A 17,549-nucleotide genomic window follows, 5' to 3' on the forward strand; every position below is an offset into this window, starting at 1 on the left:
CGAAAATTGTATTTTCATTTGCTAATCTGCTAATCTGCTAATTTGCTAATTGAAAAAAATATGAGTTTTCCCGGTAAAATTGCAATTTTAGGTGGTGGAACATGGGCGACCGCATTAGCCAAGATTATGCTGAATCATGAAAAGCATATCAATTGGTACATGCGCCGTCCGGAACAGATACAGGACTTCAAAAAGACTGGGCATAACCCTTCTTATTTATCAACGGTTGAATTTAATCTGGACAGAATTTCATTCTATTCCGATATTACTCAGGTTGTTGAGGATTCCGATACGCTGATCCTGGCTGTTCCTTCTCCTTTTCTTAAAAGCCATCTGGATAAACTGAACACAAAAATAAGCGACAAGTTTATTATTTCGGCTATCAAGGGGATTATCCCTCCCGAAAACCTGTTGGTAACCGATTATCTGACGCAATTCTACGATATCCCTGTCGAGAATATGGCTATTGTCGGTGGGCCTTGCCATGCCGAGGAAATAGCCTTGGAACGTCTCACATATCCTACGATTGCTTGTCCTGATATTGAAAAGGCACACGCTATTGCCGGAATATTCAATAACAGGTTTGTGCGGGCATCCGTATCGAATGACGTGTCAGGTATCGAGCTGGCGGCTGTGTTGAAAAATGTATATGCCATTGCTTCGGGTATCTGCCACGGACTGAAATATGGAGATAACTTTCAGGCGGTACTGGTATCGAATGCAATATCCGAGATGGAACGTTTTGTAGATATTGTATCTCCGATAGAAAGACGGATTCAGGATTCGGCATATCTGGGAGATTTATTAGTTACTTGTTATTCCAGTTTCAGCCGTAACCGTACATTCGGTTCCATGATAGGAAAGGGTTATTCCGTAAAAGCCGCTCAGATAGAGATGGAGATGATTGCCGAAGGATATTATGGTACAAAATGTATCAGGGAAATGAACGAAAAATATAATGTGAATATTCCTATAGCTGATCTGGTGTATCGCGTATTATACGAAAATGCATCAGCGCGCGAGGGAGTTAAAGTATTGAGAGAACAAATATTAAAATAAATAAAGGTTATGGATAAGGTTATCAAATTAGACATTAGCAAGACTTTAGGTTTTATTAATCAGGCTGATATCAACAATCAGGCTGCTTTGGCAAAGAAATGCAATGAAGCATTGCACGATGGTTCGGGTAAAGGAAACGACTTTCTGGGTTGGTTGAATTTACCTTCCTCGATTACAGATGCTGAATTAAAAGATATAGAAGATACAGCGAAAGCGTTACAGGCAAAATGCGAAGTGATTGTACTTGTCGGTATCGGTGGTAGCTATCTGGGTTCAAGGGCTGTCATTGATTCCCTGTCGAATGCCTTCGACTGGTTGCAACGCGACCGTAAGACACCTGCAATCCTTTATGCAGGAAACAATATCGGCGAAGACTATCTTGTGGAATTACTGGCATACCTGAAAGGTAAATCTTTCGGTATCATCAATATATCCAAATCGGGAACAACAACAGAACCTGCTTTGGCTTTCCGCATCCTTAAAGCCGAACTGGAAAAAACAGTAGGTAAGGGTGAAGCGAAACACCGTATCGTAGCTATTACAGATGCTGCGCGTGGAGCATTGTTTACACTGGCTACAAAAGAAGGATTAAAAAAATATGTGATTCCTGATAATGTAGGAGGACGCTATTCTGTGTTGACTCCGGTAGGCTTGCTTCCTATCGCACTAGCCGGAATTGATATCCGTCAGCTGGTTGCCGGTGCTGCATATATGGAAAAAGAAACCGCACCTGCTGTACCTTTCGAAAAAAACATTGCTGAAATATATGCCGTAACGCGTAATGAATTATACAAAAAAGGTAAGAAAATCGAAATCCTGGCCAACTTCAACCCTAAGTTGCACTACATCGCAGAATGGTGGAAACAACTTTACGGTGAAAGCGAAGGCAAGGAAAATAAAGGTATCTTCAATGCTGCGGTTGACTTTACCGCCGACCTTCACTCTATGGGACAATGGATACAGGAAGGTGAACGTTCTATCTTCGAAACTGTTATATCAGTAGCTCAACCGAATGAAACATTGACAGTGCCTACCGATGAAGAAAATCTTGACGGATTAAACTTCCTTGCAGGAAAACGTGTGGATTTTGTGAATAAGATGGCTGAACTGGGCACACAGTTGGCTCACGTTGACGGAGGTGTGCCGAACATCAAAGTGGAGGTACCTAAACTGGATGCATACTGTATCGGACAGTTGTTGTACTTCTTCGAGAAAGCATGTGGTATCAGCGGGTATATCTTAGGTGTGAATCCATTCGACCAACCGGGAGTGGAAGCATATAAGAAAAATATGTTCGCTTTGTTGGATAAACCGGGTTTTGAAAAGGATAGCGAAGCTATTAAGAAAAGATTATAATACAATAAAGCCATTAGTAAATAGCCGTTAGTTTATAGCGGCTATTAGCTGACGGCTATCAACTAAAAATATGATAGAAAAAAAACACTTACTGGGTATGACCATGGATGAATTCTATGGAGTGGCAGGTGAGTGCGGTCTACCCAGATTTGCAGCAAAGCAGATCGCCGATTGGGTATACAAGAAAAGGGTAACATCGATAGACCAGATGACAAATATCTCGGTCGCAAACAGGGCTTTGTTGTCGGAAAAATACGATGTGGGAAGATATATCCCGCTCGAATTCCAGCAATCTGTAGATGGTACTGTTAAGTATTTATTCAAAACGGAGAACGATAAACTTATCGAAGCCGTGATGATCCCCGAGGACGACAGGGCTACGCTTTGTGTGTCTTCACAAGTCGGTTGCAAGATGAACTGCCTGTTTTGCATGACAGGGAAACAGGGCTTCAACGGCAATCTTACTGCCAATGAAATATTGAATCAACTCTATTCGGTTCGTGAAGCCGAAGATCTGACAAATGTTGTCTTTATGGGAATGGGTGAGCCTCTGGACAACTATGAGCAATTGAAAAAGACACTCGAAATTATGACAGCCGATTATGGCATGGCCTGGAGTCCGAAAAGAATAACAGTATCTACAACCGGTGTTACGCCCAAGTTGAAACGTTTTCTGGATGAAAGCAATGCCCATCTGGCAATCAGCATCCATAGCCCGGAGAAAGAACAGCGGTTATCTATTATGCCTGCCGAGAAGGCTTTCCCTATAGCCGGGGTGATGGACTTATTAAAAGAATATGACTGGACAAAGCAACGGCGCTTGTCTTTTGAATATATAATGTTTGATAATTTCAACGATTCACTCGTTCATGCCAAAGAACTGGCGCAGATGCTCAGGGGAATCGAATGCAGGGTAAATCTTATACGTTTCCATGCGATACCGAATGTTAATCTGAAAACATCGACAAAGGAAAAGATGGAGGCATTCAGGAATTATCTGACAAGCAAAGGTGTCACTTCGACCATACGCGCGTCGCGCGGCGAAGATATATTCGCGGCTTGCGGTATGTTGTCGACAATGAAAGGGAAAAAGAATGAAGAATAATCAGGTTGTATTTAACGGGATCCATGATGGGAAGATGACTTTGCCGAAAGACTTTGCCGTTCTTTTCCCAAAAATGACCCGGTTATTGGATAAAGCATATAAAGTAGAATTTACGCTGAACGGCAATCAGCGGTTCCGGCAGTATATATGGACGCTCAACGGCGGAAGTACCATCGGGTGGCTTTGTAAACTGGAACATTGTGTGCCGCAGGGTCGCAATATTATACCCGAGCACATTCTGCTATCCCAAAATATGGGAGGGATTGTAGAATATTGGCTCGAAGACAATACTATGGAGGCGGAAAGTTTCATAGATGCCAATCAGTTTACGTTCTCGTTAGTAGATTCCACAGTCGGTATCGGAGGATGGGAGCAAAATTATGCGGATGAATGTAAATTGCAGGGTATAGAACCGATGGATACGTCCGACTTTCTGACTTTTGCCCTCGAAGCGAATGGAAATACGACCTTCTATAGTCATAAAACAAAAGAAGTTTTCGTTTATTTACATGACGACTATTCACCATTCGAAATCACACCGCACAAAGGTCATCCGTTATGTACAATTTATCAATACGATAAAGCCCCGACCTTTGTCGATTTTGTCGAAACCCTTGCCGGACAATGGCTGCAGGTAATAGAATCTAAAAACTAAATCAAACTATGATAAAAGTAGGTATAACACAAGGTGATATAAACGGGATAGGATATGAAGTTATTCTGAAAACATTTGCAGATATTCGTATGGCAGAGATGTGTATTCCTGTCATTTACGGCTCGGCAAAAGTGGCGTCCTATCATCGGAAAGCGATGGAACTGCAACCGGTTTCTTTCAATCAGGTCAATAATGTGAAGGATGCGGTGGTAAACAAAGTGAATATCATCAACTGTATTAATGAAGATACTAAAATTGAAATCGGACAATCGACTGCAATAGCAGGAGAAGCAGCATATAAATCGCTTGAAAAAGCAGTTGCAGACCTCAAAAACGGGTTGATTGACGTTCTGGTGACAGCCCCTATCAACAAACATAATATTCAGCGCGAAGATTTCCATTTTCCCGGGCATACCGAATATCTTGAAGAGCGCTTCGGTAAAGACGGAGACAAAAGCCTGATGATCCTGATCAAGGACTCGCTTCGTATTGCTCTTGTAACAGGGCATATTCCATTAGCCGATGTACCGAAATCATTGACAAAAGAAAAAATAATGGATGCTGCTATACGCTTCGAAACCAGTCTGAAACGAGATTTCAGAATTGGGAGGCCACGTATTGCAGTACTATCTCTTAATCCGCACGCAGGAGAAAACGGCTTACTGGGAACAGAAGAGAATGATATCATCACTCCTGCCATAAAGGAATTACAAGATAAAAAAGTACTGTGCTTTGGACCTTATCCTGCCGATGGTTTTTTCGGAGCAGGTGAATTCGCAAAGTTCGACGGTATACTGGCAATGTATCACGATCAGGGTTTAGCTCCTTTCAAGACTCTGGCTATGGAAGACGGTGTTAACTTTACAGCCGGATTACCTATTATCCGTACATCTCCGGCTCACGGGACAGCCTATGGTATTGCCGGAAAGAATGAAGCTTCGGAAGAGTCTTTCCGCCAGGCCGTCTATATGGCCATAGATACTTTCGGTAATAGGATCGAATTTGATAAAGCACATGCCAACCCATTGAAGAAACTCTATGTAGAAAGAGGTGGTGATAATGAAGTGCTTGACCTGACTACAGAAGAATAATTTTTCTGTTCAGATTAAACCTTTTTGATTGACTTTAGTCAAAAAATATTAATATTTATGAATTATGCTATAATAGCAGCGGGGGAAGGCTCCAGACTGGCTCAAGAAGGTGTTACTTTGCCGAAGCCTTTGGTAAAGCTGGATGGAAAAGAAATGATTCGTCGTTTGATCGATATTTTCCTCAAGAATGATGCTTCTTCGATAAGTATTATTATCAATGAGGAGATGATACAGGTTCAGGATTATATATCCAATCTGAAGCTTAATGTACCGTTTAATGTCGTGGTGAAATCTACCCCCAGTTCGATGCATAGTTTTTTTGAACTGCGAAATTTTCTACGGGATGGAAAATTCTGCCTGACTACAGTCGATACCATATTCAAAGAAGAGGAATTCGGCAATTTCATACAGGCTTTTGCCTCAGATGAAGATAATGACGGCATGATGGCTGTAACAGACTATATAGACGATGAAAAGCCATTGTATGTGGAAGTTGACAGTAAAATGAATATAAAGGGTTTTCTTGATAATTCAGATAATTGTAAGTATATATCGGGTGGAATATATGGACTCACCCCCAAAGCAATAGATACATTAGAATCCTGTCTCGAAGCAGGGCAGTCACGGATGCGTAATTTTCAACGGCAACTGGTAACTGATAACCTGAATCTGAAAGCATTTCCTTTTGTAAAGATTGTTGACGTAGACCATGCAGAAGATATAAAGAAGGCAGAGCAATTTGTAAAAAATAAAGATGTCAAAAATTAGAATAGCAGGAGTCAAAAGGAATACTAAATTTTCTCCCAACCATATTGGTAATGATGGTATGATATTCAACCTTACGGCTGAATGTCTGCGTAATATGGGATATGAAGTAAGAGAGTATACCGAATCCGAGTTTGTACTAAGCGAGGAGAACGAGAAGTATATTTTCAATATGGCCCGCGACAAAAGCACACTCAAACGGCTGAAACAATATGAGGCAGACGGTGCGATAATCATAAATCCAGGAACAGGTATCGAAAACTGTACCCGCACTACCATGACACGTTTGCTGATGGATAATAATATACCGCACCCTGAAAGTATAATCGTAGATGTGACCGACGATCCTACCAAAGAACTGGAGAGAATGAATACCGGTGCTTTCTGGATAAAAAGAGGCGATTCACATACGATTCACCGTGAGGATGTCACTTATGCCCGTAATATAGAAGAAGCTAAATCTATTTTACAGGAATTTGCATTGCGCGATATACCCAATGCTGTGATAAACGAGCATCTTGTCGGAGATCTGGTTAAGTTTTACGGAGTATACGGCACTGACTTTTTCTATTGGTTCTATCCTTTCGATCTAAGTCTTACCAAATTCGGTTTGGAAGCTGTAAACGGGAGCGCGAAAGAATTCCCATTCGATCTGGACGCTTTGAAGAAGACTTGCAGTAAAGCCGGAGAAGTACTGAATGTAGATATATACGGCGGGGATTGTATCATCGCAGCTGACGGTTCGTTCAAAATTATTGATTTTAATGACTGGCCCAGCTTTGCACCTTGCCGTGAAAAATCCGTTCCGTATATTGCTGAACGTATTTCGCAAAAGATATCTGTGAATACAAATACGGAACATTGATAAAATGTAAATAATGTCGTATTGACAAACATTTTCAGAAAATTAAATGTAGTCAGATTATATATTTTTAACCACTTTGATATCAATGCATTTTTTGATAACTTTGTGCCTTTATTGAAAAAATGAAACAAAAGAACCTCTTTCATATAATTATCGCATCAGGCTTTGGTACGGGTTTCTCCCCGTTTGCACCCGGTACAGCGGGCGCAGCATTAGCTGCTATTATATGGATTGCCCTTTCTTTATTTGTTTCTCCCCTCCCCCTACTACTGATAACCATTGCATTAATTATCATATTTACAGTTCTTGGCGTTTGGTCGTCAAATGTACTTGAACCCTCTTGGGGCAAAGATCCTTCACGCATTGTTGTCGATGAAATGGTAGGTGTATGGATAACCCTTCTGGCTGCCGACGCAGGAAATATATATCATGCGCTGATTGCATTTGCTTTGTTCAGGTTATTTGATATATGGAAACCGTTGGGTATCCGCAAAATGGAGAGCCTGAAAGGCGGATGGGGTGTAATGATGGATGACGTGCTTGCAGGAGTGTATGGCTTTATAATATTATTAGGAGGAAAATGGCTGATTGGGTAAAGAAGGTCACGAAAACCGTCTCTGAAAAAGGTGGGATTTTCATGTTTGTGCGGGCGCAGTTCTCCTCACAAATATCTAGTTTGACAGACTTTACTGTAACCATATTACTCACTAATATTTTTGGTGTCTTTTATGGTAATGCTACCCTTTTCGGTAATATTTCGGGAGGAGTAGTCAATTGTATTATAAATTATAAATGGACATTCAAGGCTCAGGACAGTAAGATAAAACACGTCGCTATAAAATACGTGATGGTCTGGCTGGTCAATCTGTTCCTGAACAGGGAAGGAACCGTGCTGGTGACAGAACTGGTGACCAAGTGGCTGCCTATGGAAAGCCTTCCGGATATTATTGCCAACAATGTGTTCCTTATACCAAAGATAATTGTATCGCTTATCGTGGGTTTTGGATGGAACTACAATATGCAGCGCCTTTTTGTATACAAAAACAGAGATTTCAAAAAATATTTTGTAAAAAAGAATACGGCGGAAAATAAAAAAGAAGAAGTTATAGAGAGAGAAAAGAAACATACGGATGACATATAGAGAGGTGTTGCTGTATGCACAACTATATATAAACCTTAAAAAGTGGAAGAATGAAAGCTAGAGATATTGCTCAACAAATAATTTATAAAATTATTGACCCTCTTGTCAGAGGGATGGTAAGGATTGGTATAACACCCAATTTCATTACAGCCACGGGACTGATTCTGAATATCGTAGCCTGTGTCATTTTTATTTGCGGGGCTATGCGGGGAAAAGTCTTTTTCGGGCACACCTATGGCCATGCGGGTGATCTGTCATTTGTAGGTTGGGGAGGATTCGTTATTTTATTTGCCGGACTGTTCGATATGATGGACGGACAGGTTGCCCGTATTGGAAAAATGAGTTCCCGCTACGGAGCACTGTTCGATTCGGTGCTTGACCGTTACAGTGAACTGATTGTCCTATTCGGTATTTGTTATTATCTGATTCTGCAAGGATATTTCTTTAGTTCGTTATTTGCATTTATTGCTCTTATCGGCTCCATGATGGTAAGTTATGTACGTGCGCGTGCCGAAGGATTGGGTATAGAATGTAAAGGTGGATTCATGCAACGTCCCGAGCGTGTGGTGACTATTGCCGTAGGATGTATACTCTGCGGGCTGTTCGGATATTTCTTCCCTGATTATCGTGTCGCAGTACCTCACAAAGAAAGCATCCCTTTGTTTGAACCTATATTAATTATGGTAGTACCGATTGCCTTTGTTGCCATATTTTCCAATATTACAGCTATTAACCGCCTGAGACACTGCAAAAGAGTGTTACAGGAACAAGACCGAAAAGATAAAGCAGGAGAATAAACAGATGAAGTTACAGATTTCTTTACCAACTCTGAGAGAGAGTGTTATTGTTGTTGGGATAACCATTCTGTTTTCTATATTGACAAGTATATTTGTAGGATTCCGACCCGAACATTTTCTATTGATCGCCCTTTTTCTCTTGTTGTTTTTTGTTAATACCAAGACCCGAAAATTAGCTGTAGGATTATTACCGTTTCTTATATTTGGCATTTCATACGACTGGATGCGTGTATATCCCAATTATCTGGTGAATCCGATAGATGTAGAAGGATTATACAATCTGGAAAAAGCGTTATTCGGTATTACAGTAGATGGTGCCGTACTTATTCCTTGCGAGTATTTCACTCTACATACGAGTGCAATCGCCGATTTTTTAGCCGGTATATTTTATTTGGGCTGGGTACCTGTTCCGGTGGCATTCGGCCTATACTTATATTTTAAGAAAGACAGGAATATGTTCCTTCGCTTTGCAATGGTTTTCCTCTTTGTCAATCTGCTCGGTTTCACGTGTTATTATATTCATCCTGCTGCACCGCCATGGTATGCGATGAATTACGGGTTTGAACCGATATTGAATACACCCGGTAATATGGCCGGCTTAGTCCGGTTTGATGAACTGATAGGTTTCCCCTTGTTTAATTCCATCTATGGGCGTAATGCCAATGTATTTGCGGCAGTTCCGTCCCTGCATTCGGCATATCTGGTAGTGGTACTGTTCTATGCTGTAAAGAAGAAATGTAACCGAGGTATTCTGTCCGTTGTTATAATATTTTTATTCGGCATATGGTTTACAGCAGTATATACGTCTCACCATTATATCATAGATGTGCTGTTAGGTATCCTTTGCGCAGTAGTGGGCATTGCCTTATTCGAATTTGTGCTGATGAGACTGGGCTGGTTTAAATCATTTTACAGCAAATATCTTAATTATATAAAGTAGTTACAGGTTAGTTGAAAGTGAATGGTTACAATATTGTTAACTCTTAAGAAACACTTTTTTATTTTGCTGATATTTAATGCTTTGCATTTGCTCCAAAATATATCAAAATCAAACGTGTTTCTTTCATTATCTTAATCCGGATTGCCGGATTTAGGTGCTGTTGACTGATAACTGCTAACTGAAAAAGGCGTATGAAAGAAAAATTAATAAGCAGGGATATGATACAAAACCTGCATCCTATATTCAGAGGGCGTTTTGGAAACGTCCTTACAAATATTGTATTTAGTGTAGGAGGCCTAAATAAGGTAAACGCTATTTACGATGCCTCCAAACAGTATACAGGTCTTGAATTTGTGAATGATATGCTCGACAAAATGGGGATCATCCGCAAGTATGAGAATTATGAAGTCCTTGATCAATTCAAAGAAGGGCCGTTCATTACAGTTTCGAACCATCCAATAGGTCATATAGATGGAATAATAGCTATCAGTACAGTAGCAGGTAAACGCCGCGACTACAAGATGATGGTAAACTGGATGCTGAGCCAGATAGATACAATGGATGAGCATTTTATCGGAGTCAATCCTTATGCTAAAGGAAATAAGATGAAAGATCTGAAATCGAGCTTGGGAGGTGTAAAGCAATGCCTGGAGCATTTGCATGACGGACATCCGTTGGGGCTGTTTCCGGCAGGAGGTGTATCGACTAATCATCTGACTAAGACCGAAGATCGTGAATGGCAACCGACTGTTCTTAAATTGATAAAGAAAGCAAAGGTTCCGGTTATTCCTATGTATATAGATGGAAGCAATTCGTGGGTATATCGTACATTAGGATTTATAAGCTGGAAAATAAGGACTGTGCGTCTCTTGCATGAAACGACGAACAAGAGAGGTCAGACTATTTATGTACGTTTCGGTAAACCGATCTCTGTTGAGGAACAAGCCAAATTCACAGATATAAAAGAGTTTGGCGAATTTTTGAAAGCACAGACTTATGCCATGAAGAAGAAAAGATAATTGGAGGTATCCGGTATACATTTCGACACTAAGATATAAAAGCATCTGAGAAATCAGGTGCTTTTCTTTTGGTTGAATGAAGTGTCAAAGTATCAGGTCCTTTTGATAAAGGTTTTGAAAAAATTGTTAGCTTTGTGCAAATGTGTGACAATCATCGTATTTAATGAAAATAACTATTTGGATATATCTTATACTCTCAACTATCGGGTTCTTTAGAATCCTTTACGAAATCTTAGATTGTATGGTTAGCTATAAATATGAGGCAGTTGACAGTTACGGATACTTGAACAGTAAGTTTTTGTGGTTATTCGTCTTCGCTTTTTATACACTGATCAGTATTGCTATTGGAATTGTGGTTTTGATTAAAACCAGAAATAAAAAATCGTCTAATATTCCAGTTAAAGGGAGCTAATTATTCATGGGGCATAGCACAAAAGAAGCTCATTTGGTGAGGATTGGGAGAGTATTACTCACTTTCTGTCTTTAAATAAAAGGTATTTACTATGAAAAAATATATTTCTCAAATAATATTAATCTCTTTCGTGTTCTTATATGAAAATACTTCTGATTATTGGGTATATGAATTAGGTGAATGGACATCTATAATAAGACTAACATATATCACCATTTTTCTATGTGCAATAGTGTATACGTTTTATAATATTGTCAAGTGCATTGAGGCCAAATTGAAAAATAAGACGCATAATATTGTCACTATATTGATGATAACAGCACTAATAATACCTTTTTTGATGCCAGGTGGCTTAATTCCGAAAAGAGTTCTTTATAAAGGTGATTTATTGATAGCATACTTGGATGGAGTTGCAGGGAATAATGGTTGGTTAACTCTTTATGGAAATAATACTTACGAATATAGTTATGGTAGAGAACAACTGAAGGGTAAATACAAAATAAAAAATGATACTATTTATTTTGATAGCCCTGAAGGCAAAGATATTTATGATTTCGATTATGGTACATTATGGAATGACAAATCGCATATTTCTTTTGGAAAAGATAGCATAGCATATTCTTATATGAAAGTGATAAAAAATAAACTAATAAAATAATAAGTCTCCAAACATTTCTGTTCGAGGATTTAAACTTTGTGGAGCACAACATCAAAGTCCCGAACCCTTTTTGTGAGGATTTTGAGAAAATTATTAGCTTTGTTCAAAACAAATCAATATGAATATAAAACATACAGGAACATGCTTATGTGGCAAAGTTACATTTGAAATAACAGGTACTTTTGAGCGTTTCTTCCTTTGCCATTGCGAATATTGTCGTAAAGATACAGGCTCAGCTCACGCTGCTAATTTATTTTCTTCGACCGCCAAATTAAACTGGTTATCAGGGGAGAATAACGTAAAAACCTTTGATTTTGAATCATCAGGACATATTAAAAGTTTTTGTCTTGATTGTGGATCTGCACTTCCAAACATTCAGATGCAAGGAAGCTTGCTTGTTGTTCCCGCAGGCAGTCTCGATACAGATGTTCCTATTGTCCCACAAGGTCATATATTTTTATCCCACAGGGCTAATTGGGATAATGATTTACACAAAATTCAAATATTTGAAGAGCTACCCCTGTAATTTTACAGAAGTATTTCGTAAAATATCACGTTGATATCAGGAGATAATATAATAGTTATAGAGTATCGAATGTTTTTTGTGAGGATTTTTGATAAAATTGTCAGCTTGATAGAAAACTAAAACATTTTGCTATGAGGTTTATTTCTTTATGTGTATTAATTTTAATGTCAGCATATTCATTCGCTCAAGACTTTGATAAACAAAACATATATTATCAAGCCTTGAAATTACATTTTGAATATATTGAAGAACAACATAGTAAACGCCCAGATTTATGGATTATAGCAAGTATATACTTTATTGAGGAAGATTATTATACCACTATAGGATTTCCTGATTTTATTGATAAACATAAGATTCAAATTTTATCATTACCAGATATTAAAGAAAAAACAAAAAATAAGAAGTCTATTAATATATTAGCCGTACGACCTGCATTATGGGAAGATGGTAAATTGATTATAAATGTAATAGAATTTCAGTATCAAGAAAAGGAAACAACTACTCTTATGTCAATGTGATGGATGGCACATCATATCAGATAACTTATAATTCAGATACTAAACAATATTCTTTAATATCCATCAAATAGAAATCTCCCCAATATTTCTGCCTGAGGATTCTAATATTTGTGAGGTACAGCACCAAAGGATGGAACTCTTTTTGTGAGGATTTTAAGAAAATAATAAATTTATTTTATGCAATATTTAACTTTATCATTAGAAGTTCGATAACTGAATCAACAATGGATAAATAATATACAGAGTTAAACACTAAAGCAATAATACCTACAATAATAGGAATAAACAATAGTTTATCCTTACAAAGAATACTTTTTATAAAAAAAATGATACCAACAAAAAATGATATTGGGACAAGTAACCCTAAAGACAAAACATAGATGGTATCAAAGGTATGCTCTATTACATAATCCCATCTAGCTGTAAATAATCCGACAAATAACACAAACGTAAATACAACTGATAGACAGAATCCTAAAAGAGATATTATCGAGCTCCTTTTCATAGCTTATATTAATTGTATAAAGTTATTTAGATTACGAATATAAAAATAAATATCCCTAAACTTTTCAAATGCAGGGATATTTATTTGTGGAGCACAGCATCAAAGTATCGAACTCTTTTTGTAAGAATTTAGAGAAAATTGTTAGCTTTGTCAAAAACAGCAAATTATGTGGCTAATATATTCTATACCTATATCATCTATTATTTTGTTTGTCACTTCAATAATTCTAATTATACTTTATTTCAGAAAGCTAAAGATTAACAATCAAAAATCTATATACCTTGTATTGGCTATTAGTTCTTTTATAATTTCACTATTTATAATGATTTTCTTTTTAGCTCTCTGTTATGTAGTAATTGGAGGCTGAGTATAAAATAATCACGTACAAGGATTATATTTTCGTTGAATAATCCGGACTCGAACTACAAAATAAATATCGGATTATCCGCTTTATTTCCCATCTATCTTTATCTATACTATCGAATAAGTAAAAGCAAAGGGATTCAGTAAAAAGTAACACTCTGAAAAGACTTTAATCATGTTACCTTTGTTACCTTTTTGAAATAGTTACAAGTTGTCAACTGATAACTGTTGACTGTTAACTGAAAAAAGTGTTACCTTTGTTACCTTTTAAGATTTGAAAAAGAATGTTGGATATAAGTAAAATAAAGGGAATAATCTTCGACTACGGAGGCACTATCGACAGCAACGGGAAACATTGGGCCGAAGTGCTTTGGAATGCATATGCGGATAATGGAGTGCCGGTTTCGAAAGAACAGTTTCGTGAAGCCTATGTCTATGCCGAGCGTTATCTGGCTACACACCCCGTTATTGAAGCAGAAGATAACTTTTTTATATTGCTTAGAAAAAAGATAGATTTACAGATAGATTACTTAATTAATAAAGGTTTTTTACCTGAAAATGATAAAACAAAGAGCTATAGCCTTGCTATTTCGACACAATGTTATACCTTTGTCAGGAGCTTAATAGAAAAAGAGAAGCCCTTGCTCGGAATATTGAAGAGTCGTTATCCTATGGTATTGGTCTCTAATTTCTATGGAAACGTACAATCTGTTTTGAGCGATTTTGAATTACTGGATTATTTTGATGATATAATTGAATCTGCTGTTGTTGGTATAAGAAAGCCCGATCCTGCTATATTTGGATTAGGAGTCCAGAGCCTGGATATTCCGGCTTCTTCGGTAGTGATTATCGGAGATTCTTACACAAAAGACATCGTTCCCGCCCGCAGCCTTGGGTGTCATACTATTTGGCTCAAAGGCACAGGATGGGAAGAGGATGCCGAAGATGCAACAGCCGACCTGATTATAGATGATTTCATAGAGTTGAAATCAGCTTTTCAGCTAGGTTGAAAAGTAGTACTTATTTTTTGATGATATTATAGTGCCAGCTGTATTGTTGCTACCAATAATGGAAGTTGCCGGGCGAATGTCTTGTGATGGAAAATACCGGGTTGGGATAATAAAATGATAGTGAGGGTACACTTGATGCTATTCTATTATATGTTGTCTGATGAGACAGCAGAATTTAATGTAAGCTGCGGGTTGCAGTATAACTTAAAATTTTAATTAAAAATGGGAAAAGTACAAGTAGGAGAAGCCAAGGGAAAACTTGGTATTCTTACAGTAGGAGTTGGAGCTGTTGCTACAACTTTCATGGCAGGAACGTTGTTAACACGTAAAGGACAAGGAGTTCCTGTAGGGTCAATAACTCAATTGGCTACAATGCGTTTAGGGAAAAGAGAAGAAAACCGCTTTCCTAAAATCAAAGATGCAGTGCCTTTGGCTGATCTTAATGATGTCGTATTCGGTGGATGGGACATTTTTGAAGAAGATGCTTATGAGGCTGCAAAACATGCAGATGTTTTAACAAGAGATGATTTAGACAAGGTTAAAGATGAGATGGCTGCTATCAAACCGATGAGAGCTGTATTCGATCAGGACTTTGTGAAACGCTTGCATGGTACTTGGGTAAAATCGGCTCCTACTAAATGGGAATTGATGGAACAAGTAAAACAAGACATCGAAAACTTCAAGAAAGAAAATAATTGCGATCGCATCGTAGTTATCTGGTGCGGTAGTACAGAAGTGTTTACTCCGCTGGGTGAAGTACACAAAACTCTTGCCGCTTTAGAAAAAGGGTTGAAAGAAAACCATAAAGACATTGCTCCTTCAAACGTGTATGCATATGCTGCAGTATCTATGGGTATACCATATATCAATGGTGCGCCTAACCTGACTGTAGACATACCTGCAATGTGGGAACTGGCTGCAAAAACCCAGACTCCGATATGTGGAAAGGACTTCAAGACAGGTCAGACAATGTTGAAGACTGTATTGTCTCCGATGTTCAAGACCCGTATGCTTGGTCTTAACGGATGGTTCTCTACAAACATCCTTGGTAACCGTGACGGTGAGGTTCTTGACGATCCGGGTTCATTCAAAACAAAGGAAGAATCGAAACTTTCGGTTATCGACAACATCCTTCAACCGGAACTTTATCCTGAACTTTACGGTAATGTTTACCACAAGGTTCGTATCAACTATTATCCGCCTCGCAACGACGATAAGGAAGGATGGGATAATATCGACTTGTTCGGATGGTTAGGTTACAAAATGCAGATGAAAGTAGACTTCCTTTGCAAAGACTCTATCCTTGCAGCTCCTCTTTGCTTAGACCTTGTTCTGTTTACAGACCTGGCTAAACGTGCAGGAATGAGCGGTATACAAGACTGGTTGTCATTCTACTTCAAGAGCCCTATGCACGAGCCTAGCAAGGTTGCAGAGCATGACTTGTTTATCCAATACGTGAAGTTAAAAAATACACTTCGCCAGATGATCGGAGAAGAAACAGTAGATTTTATCGACTAATTCATACCAGAGATAAAATGAGAAGGAGGCATCTGCACAGATGCCTCCTTTTTTATGTATTAACTCTATAATAAGACTTATTTCCTTAGCCTTACATAATCCACAGCATGCCCTTCCCCCTTATGCAATATCAGACTGGCACGCTCACGGGTAGGAAGTATGTTTTTACGCAGATTCTTACGGTTTATTTCTCTCCAGATGGTTTTTGCTGTATTGATCGCGTTCTTGTCGGCAAGTTTGGCAAAACTGTGAAAATACGAATCAGGATTGGTAAATGCCCCTTTTCTGAACTTCATAAAACGGGAGATATACCACTCCTCCAGTTTCTGCTCATCGGCATCGACATAGATTGAAAAATCGACAAAATCGGAAACAAATATACGCGGTTTCTCATTCGGATAGTCCATTCCGCTCTGCAGAACATTCAGTCCTTCCAGGATAAGTATATCCGGCTGGTCTATAACCTGATATTCATTTGGAATAATATCATAAATAAGATGTGAATACTTGGGCACCTTTACATTTCTTTTCCCTGCTTTCAGGTCGGTGACGAACTTCAATAAAGTCTTTATATCATATGATTGAGGAAAGCCTTTTTTGAGCATAATGCCCTTTTCTTCTAATATCGCATTCGGATACAGGAATCCGTCGGTAGTTATCAGAGATACGCGGGTGTTTTCTTTCCAGCGGCTAAGCAATGCCTGTAATACACGGGCGGTAGTGCTCTTACCCACCGACACACTGCCTGCAATACCTACGATAAACGGTACTTTCATAGATTTCTGATTGAGGAACTTTGTCAGTACCGACTGGCGGCTGGTACGCGCATTGAAGTAATAGCTCAATAATCGGGAAAGAGGAAGGTAAATATCTTCTACTTCATCAATGGAAAGCTCGTAGTCGATACCTTGCAGGGTCAATAACTCTTCGTATGTGAGCGTCATCGGTTCCGAGTCGCGAAGAGCAGCCCATTGATTACGGGAAAACTGAATGTAAGGACTCGAAGGAAATGTTTCCATTCTTTCATTTTTAGAATAAGAATGCTACAAAGGTAGAAAAACTTACAAGTTATGAGTTATTATAACCGGAGTATTTTATCTATAGGTAAAGCTTATGGCTTTGGAGTTCTTTGAAGTATTGGGATAAGTAATAAGTTGAAAGTTATATGAGATACGAGTAGACAAAACACGAGATACAAGTTGCTAACTGACGACTATTCACTGGTGAGAGTCTTCGCTCTGCT

General features: G+C 38.6%; 18 protein-coding genes. 17 read left to right on the forward strand and 1 reads right to left on the reverse strand.

The annotated features are described in order from the left end of the window. Positions 1-60 precede the first annotated feature (60 nt). The 17 genes from IR083_RS04895 to IR083_RS04975 all read left to right on the forward strand — a co-directional run bounded on the left by IR083_RS04895 (position 61) and on the right by IR083_RS04975 (position 16,306). Positions 61-1,059, forward strand: a complete 999-nt coding sequence (locus IR083_RS04895) for an NAD(P)H-dependent glycerol-3-phosphate dehydrogenase (protein WP_194223472.1) — start codon at positions 61-63, stop codon at positions 1,057-1,059. Positions 1,060-1,068: 9 nt separating this feature from the next. Next, positions 1,069-2,415 carry a glucose-6-phosphate isomerase gene (locus IR083_RS04900; RefSeq protein ID WP_194223473.1) on the forward strand — a complete coding sequence of 449 codons (1,347 nt, stop codon included), beginning with the start codon at positions 1,069-1,071 and terminating at the stop codon, positions 2,413-2,415. Between the two features lie 70 nt (positions 2,416-2,485). Then, a complete protein-coding gene (rlmN, locus tag IR083_RS04905) occupies positions 2,486-3,520 on the forward strand; it encodes a 23S rRNA (adenine(2503)-C(2))-methyltransferase RlmN (protein ID WP_194223474.1) in 1,035 nt (344 codons plus the stop codon). Further along, positions 3,510-4,175 carry a hypothetical protein gene (locus IR083_RS04910; RefSeq protein ID WP_194223475.1) on the forward strand — a complete coding sequence of 222 codons (666 nt, stop codon included), beginning with the start codon at positions 3,510-3,512 and terminating at the stop codon, positions 4,173-4,175. Before rlmN ends, IR083_RS04910 begins: the two co-directional genes overlap by 11 nt. Positions 4,176-4,183: 8 nt before the next feature. Then, the gene (pdxA, locus tag IR083_RS04915; protein WP_194223476.1) at positions 4,184-5,266 is read left to right on the forward strand and encodes a 4-hydroxythreonine-4-phosphate dehydrogenase PdxA; all 1,083 of its coding nucleotides are present in this window, start codon (positions 4,184-4,186) and stop codon (positions 5,264-5,266) included. 57 nt (positions 5,267-5,323) lie between these two features. Beyond that, positions 5,324-6,034 carry a sugar phosphate nucleotidyltransferase gene (locus IR083_RS04920; RefSeq protein WP_006801415.1) on the forward strand — a complete coding sequence of 237 codons (711 nt, stop codon included), beginning with the start codon at positions 5,324-5,326 and terminating at the stop codon, positions 6,032-6,034. After that, positions 6,021-6,896, forward strand: a complete 876-nt coding sequence (locus IR083_RS04925) for a hypothetical protein (RefSeq protein ID WP_194223477.1) — start codon at positions 6,021-6,023, stop codon at positions 6,894-6,896. The genes IR083_RS04920 and IR083_RS04925 overlap by 14 nt, the downstream gene beginning before the upstream one ends. 122 nt (positions 6,897-7,018) lie before the next feature. Then, positions 7,019-7,492 (forward strand): phosphatidylglycerophosphatase A, encoded by a 474-nt coding sequence (locus tag IR083_RS04930; RefSeq protein WP_194223478.1) that lies wholly within the window; start codon positions 7,019-7,021, stop codon positions 7,490-7,492. Next, positions 7,477-8,037: a GtrA family protein gene (locus IR083_RS04935; RefSeq protein WP_044216809.1), complete on the forward strand. Its 561-nt coding sequence runs from the start codon at positions 7,477-7,479 to the stop codon at positions 8,035-8,037. The genes IR083_RS04930 and IR083_RS04935 overlap by 16 nt, the downstream gene beginning before the upstream one ends. Before the next feature lie 50 nt (positions 8,038-8,087). After that, a complete protein-coding gene (locus tag IR083_RS04940; RefSeq protein WP_006801419.1) occupies positions 8,088-8,834 on the forward strand; it encodes a CDP-alcohol phosphatidyltransferase family protein in 747 nt (248 codons plus the stop codon). Between the two features lie 4 nt (positions 8,835-8,838). Continuing rightward, positions 8,839-9,774: a phosphatase PAP2 family protein gene (locus tag IR083_RS04945; RefSeq protein WP_194223479.1), complete on the forward strand. Its 936-nt coding sequence runs from the start codon at positions 8,839-8,841 to the stop codon at positions 9,772-9,774. 191 nt (positions 9,775-9,965) lie between these two features. Then, complete coding sequence (locus tag IR083_RS04950) at positions 9,966-10,793, forward strand: lysophospholipid acyltransferase family protein (protein WP_194223480.1); 828 nt, start codon at positions 9,966-9,968, stop codon at positions 10,791-10,793. A gap of 503 nt (positions 10,794-11,296) precedes the next feature. Further along, a complete protein-coding gene (locus IR083_RS04955) occupies positions 11,297-11,863 on the forward strand; it encodes a hypothetical protein (protein WP_006801422.1) in 567 nt (188 codons plus the stop codon). 118 nt (positions 11,864-11,981) lie between these two features. Further along, complete coding sequence (locus IR083_RS04960; protein WP_006801423.1) at positions 11,982-12,389, forward strand: GFA family protein; 408 nt, start codon at positions 11,982-11,984, stop codon at positions 12,387-12,389. A gap of 131 nt (positions 12,390-12,520) precedes the next feature. Further along, positions 12,521-12,910, forward strand: a complete 390-nt coding sequence (locus IR083_RS04965; RefSeq protein WP_194223481.1) for a hypothetical protein — start codon at positions 12,521-12,523, stop codon at positions 12,908-12,910. A gap of 1,152 nt (positions 12,911-14,062) precedes the next feature. Then, positions 14,063-14,788 (forward strand): HAD family hydrolase, encoded by a 726-nt coding sequence (locus tag IR083_RS04970; protein WP_194223482.1) that lies wholly within the window; start codon positions 14,063-14,065, stop codon positions 14,786-14,788. Positions 14,789-15,010: 222 nt separating this feature from the next. Then, positions 15,011-16,306, forward strand: coding sequence for an inositol-3-phosphate synthase (locus tag IR083_RS04975; protein ID WP_006801426.1), 1,296 nt, complete (start codon positions 15,011-15,013; stop codon positions 16,304-16,306). Between the two features lie 77 nt (positions 16,307-16,383). On the opposite strand, the gene coaA is transcribed toward IR083_RS04975, so the two are convergent. Continuing rightward, on the reverse strand, positions 16,384-17,325 hold the full coding sequence (gene coaA, locus IR083_RS04980; RefSeq protein WP_006801427.1) for a type I pantothenate kinase: 942 nt from the start codon (positions 17,323-17,325) through the stop codon (positions 16,384-16,386). Between the last annotated feature and the right edge of the window lie 224 nt (positions 17,326-17,549).

Origin of the sequence: Dysgonomonas sp. GY75, assembly GCF_015234155.1 — a bacterium.
GTDB lineage: Bacteria > Bacteroidota > Bacteroidia > Bacteroidales > Dysgonomonadaceae > Dysgonomonas > Dysgonomonas gadei.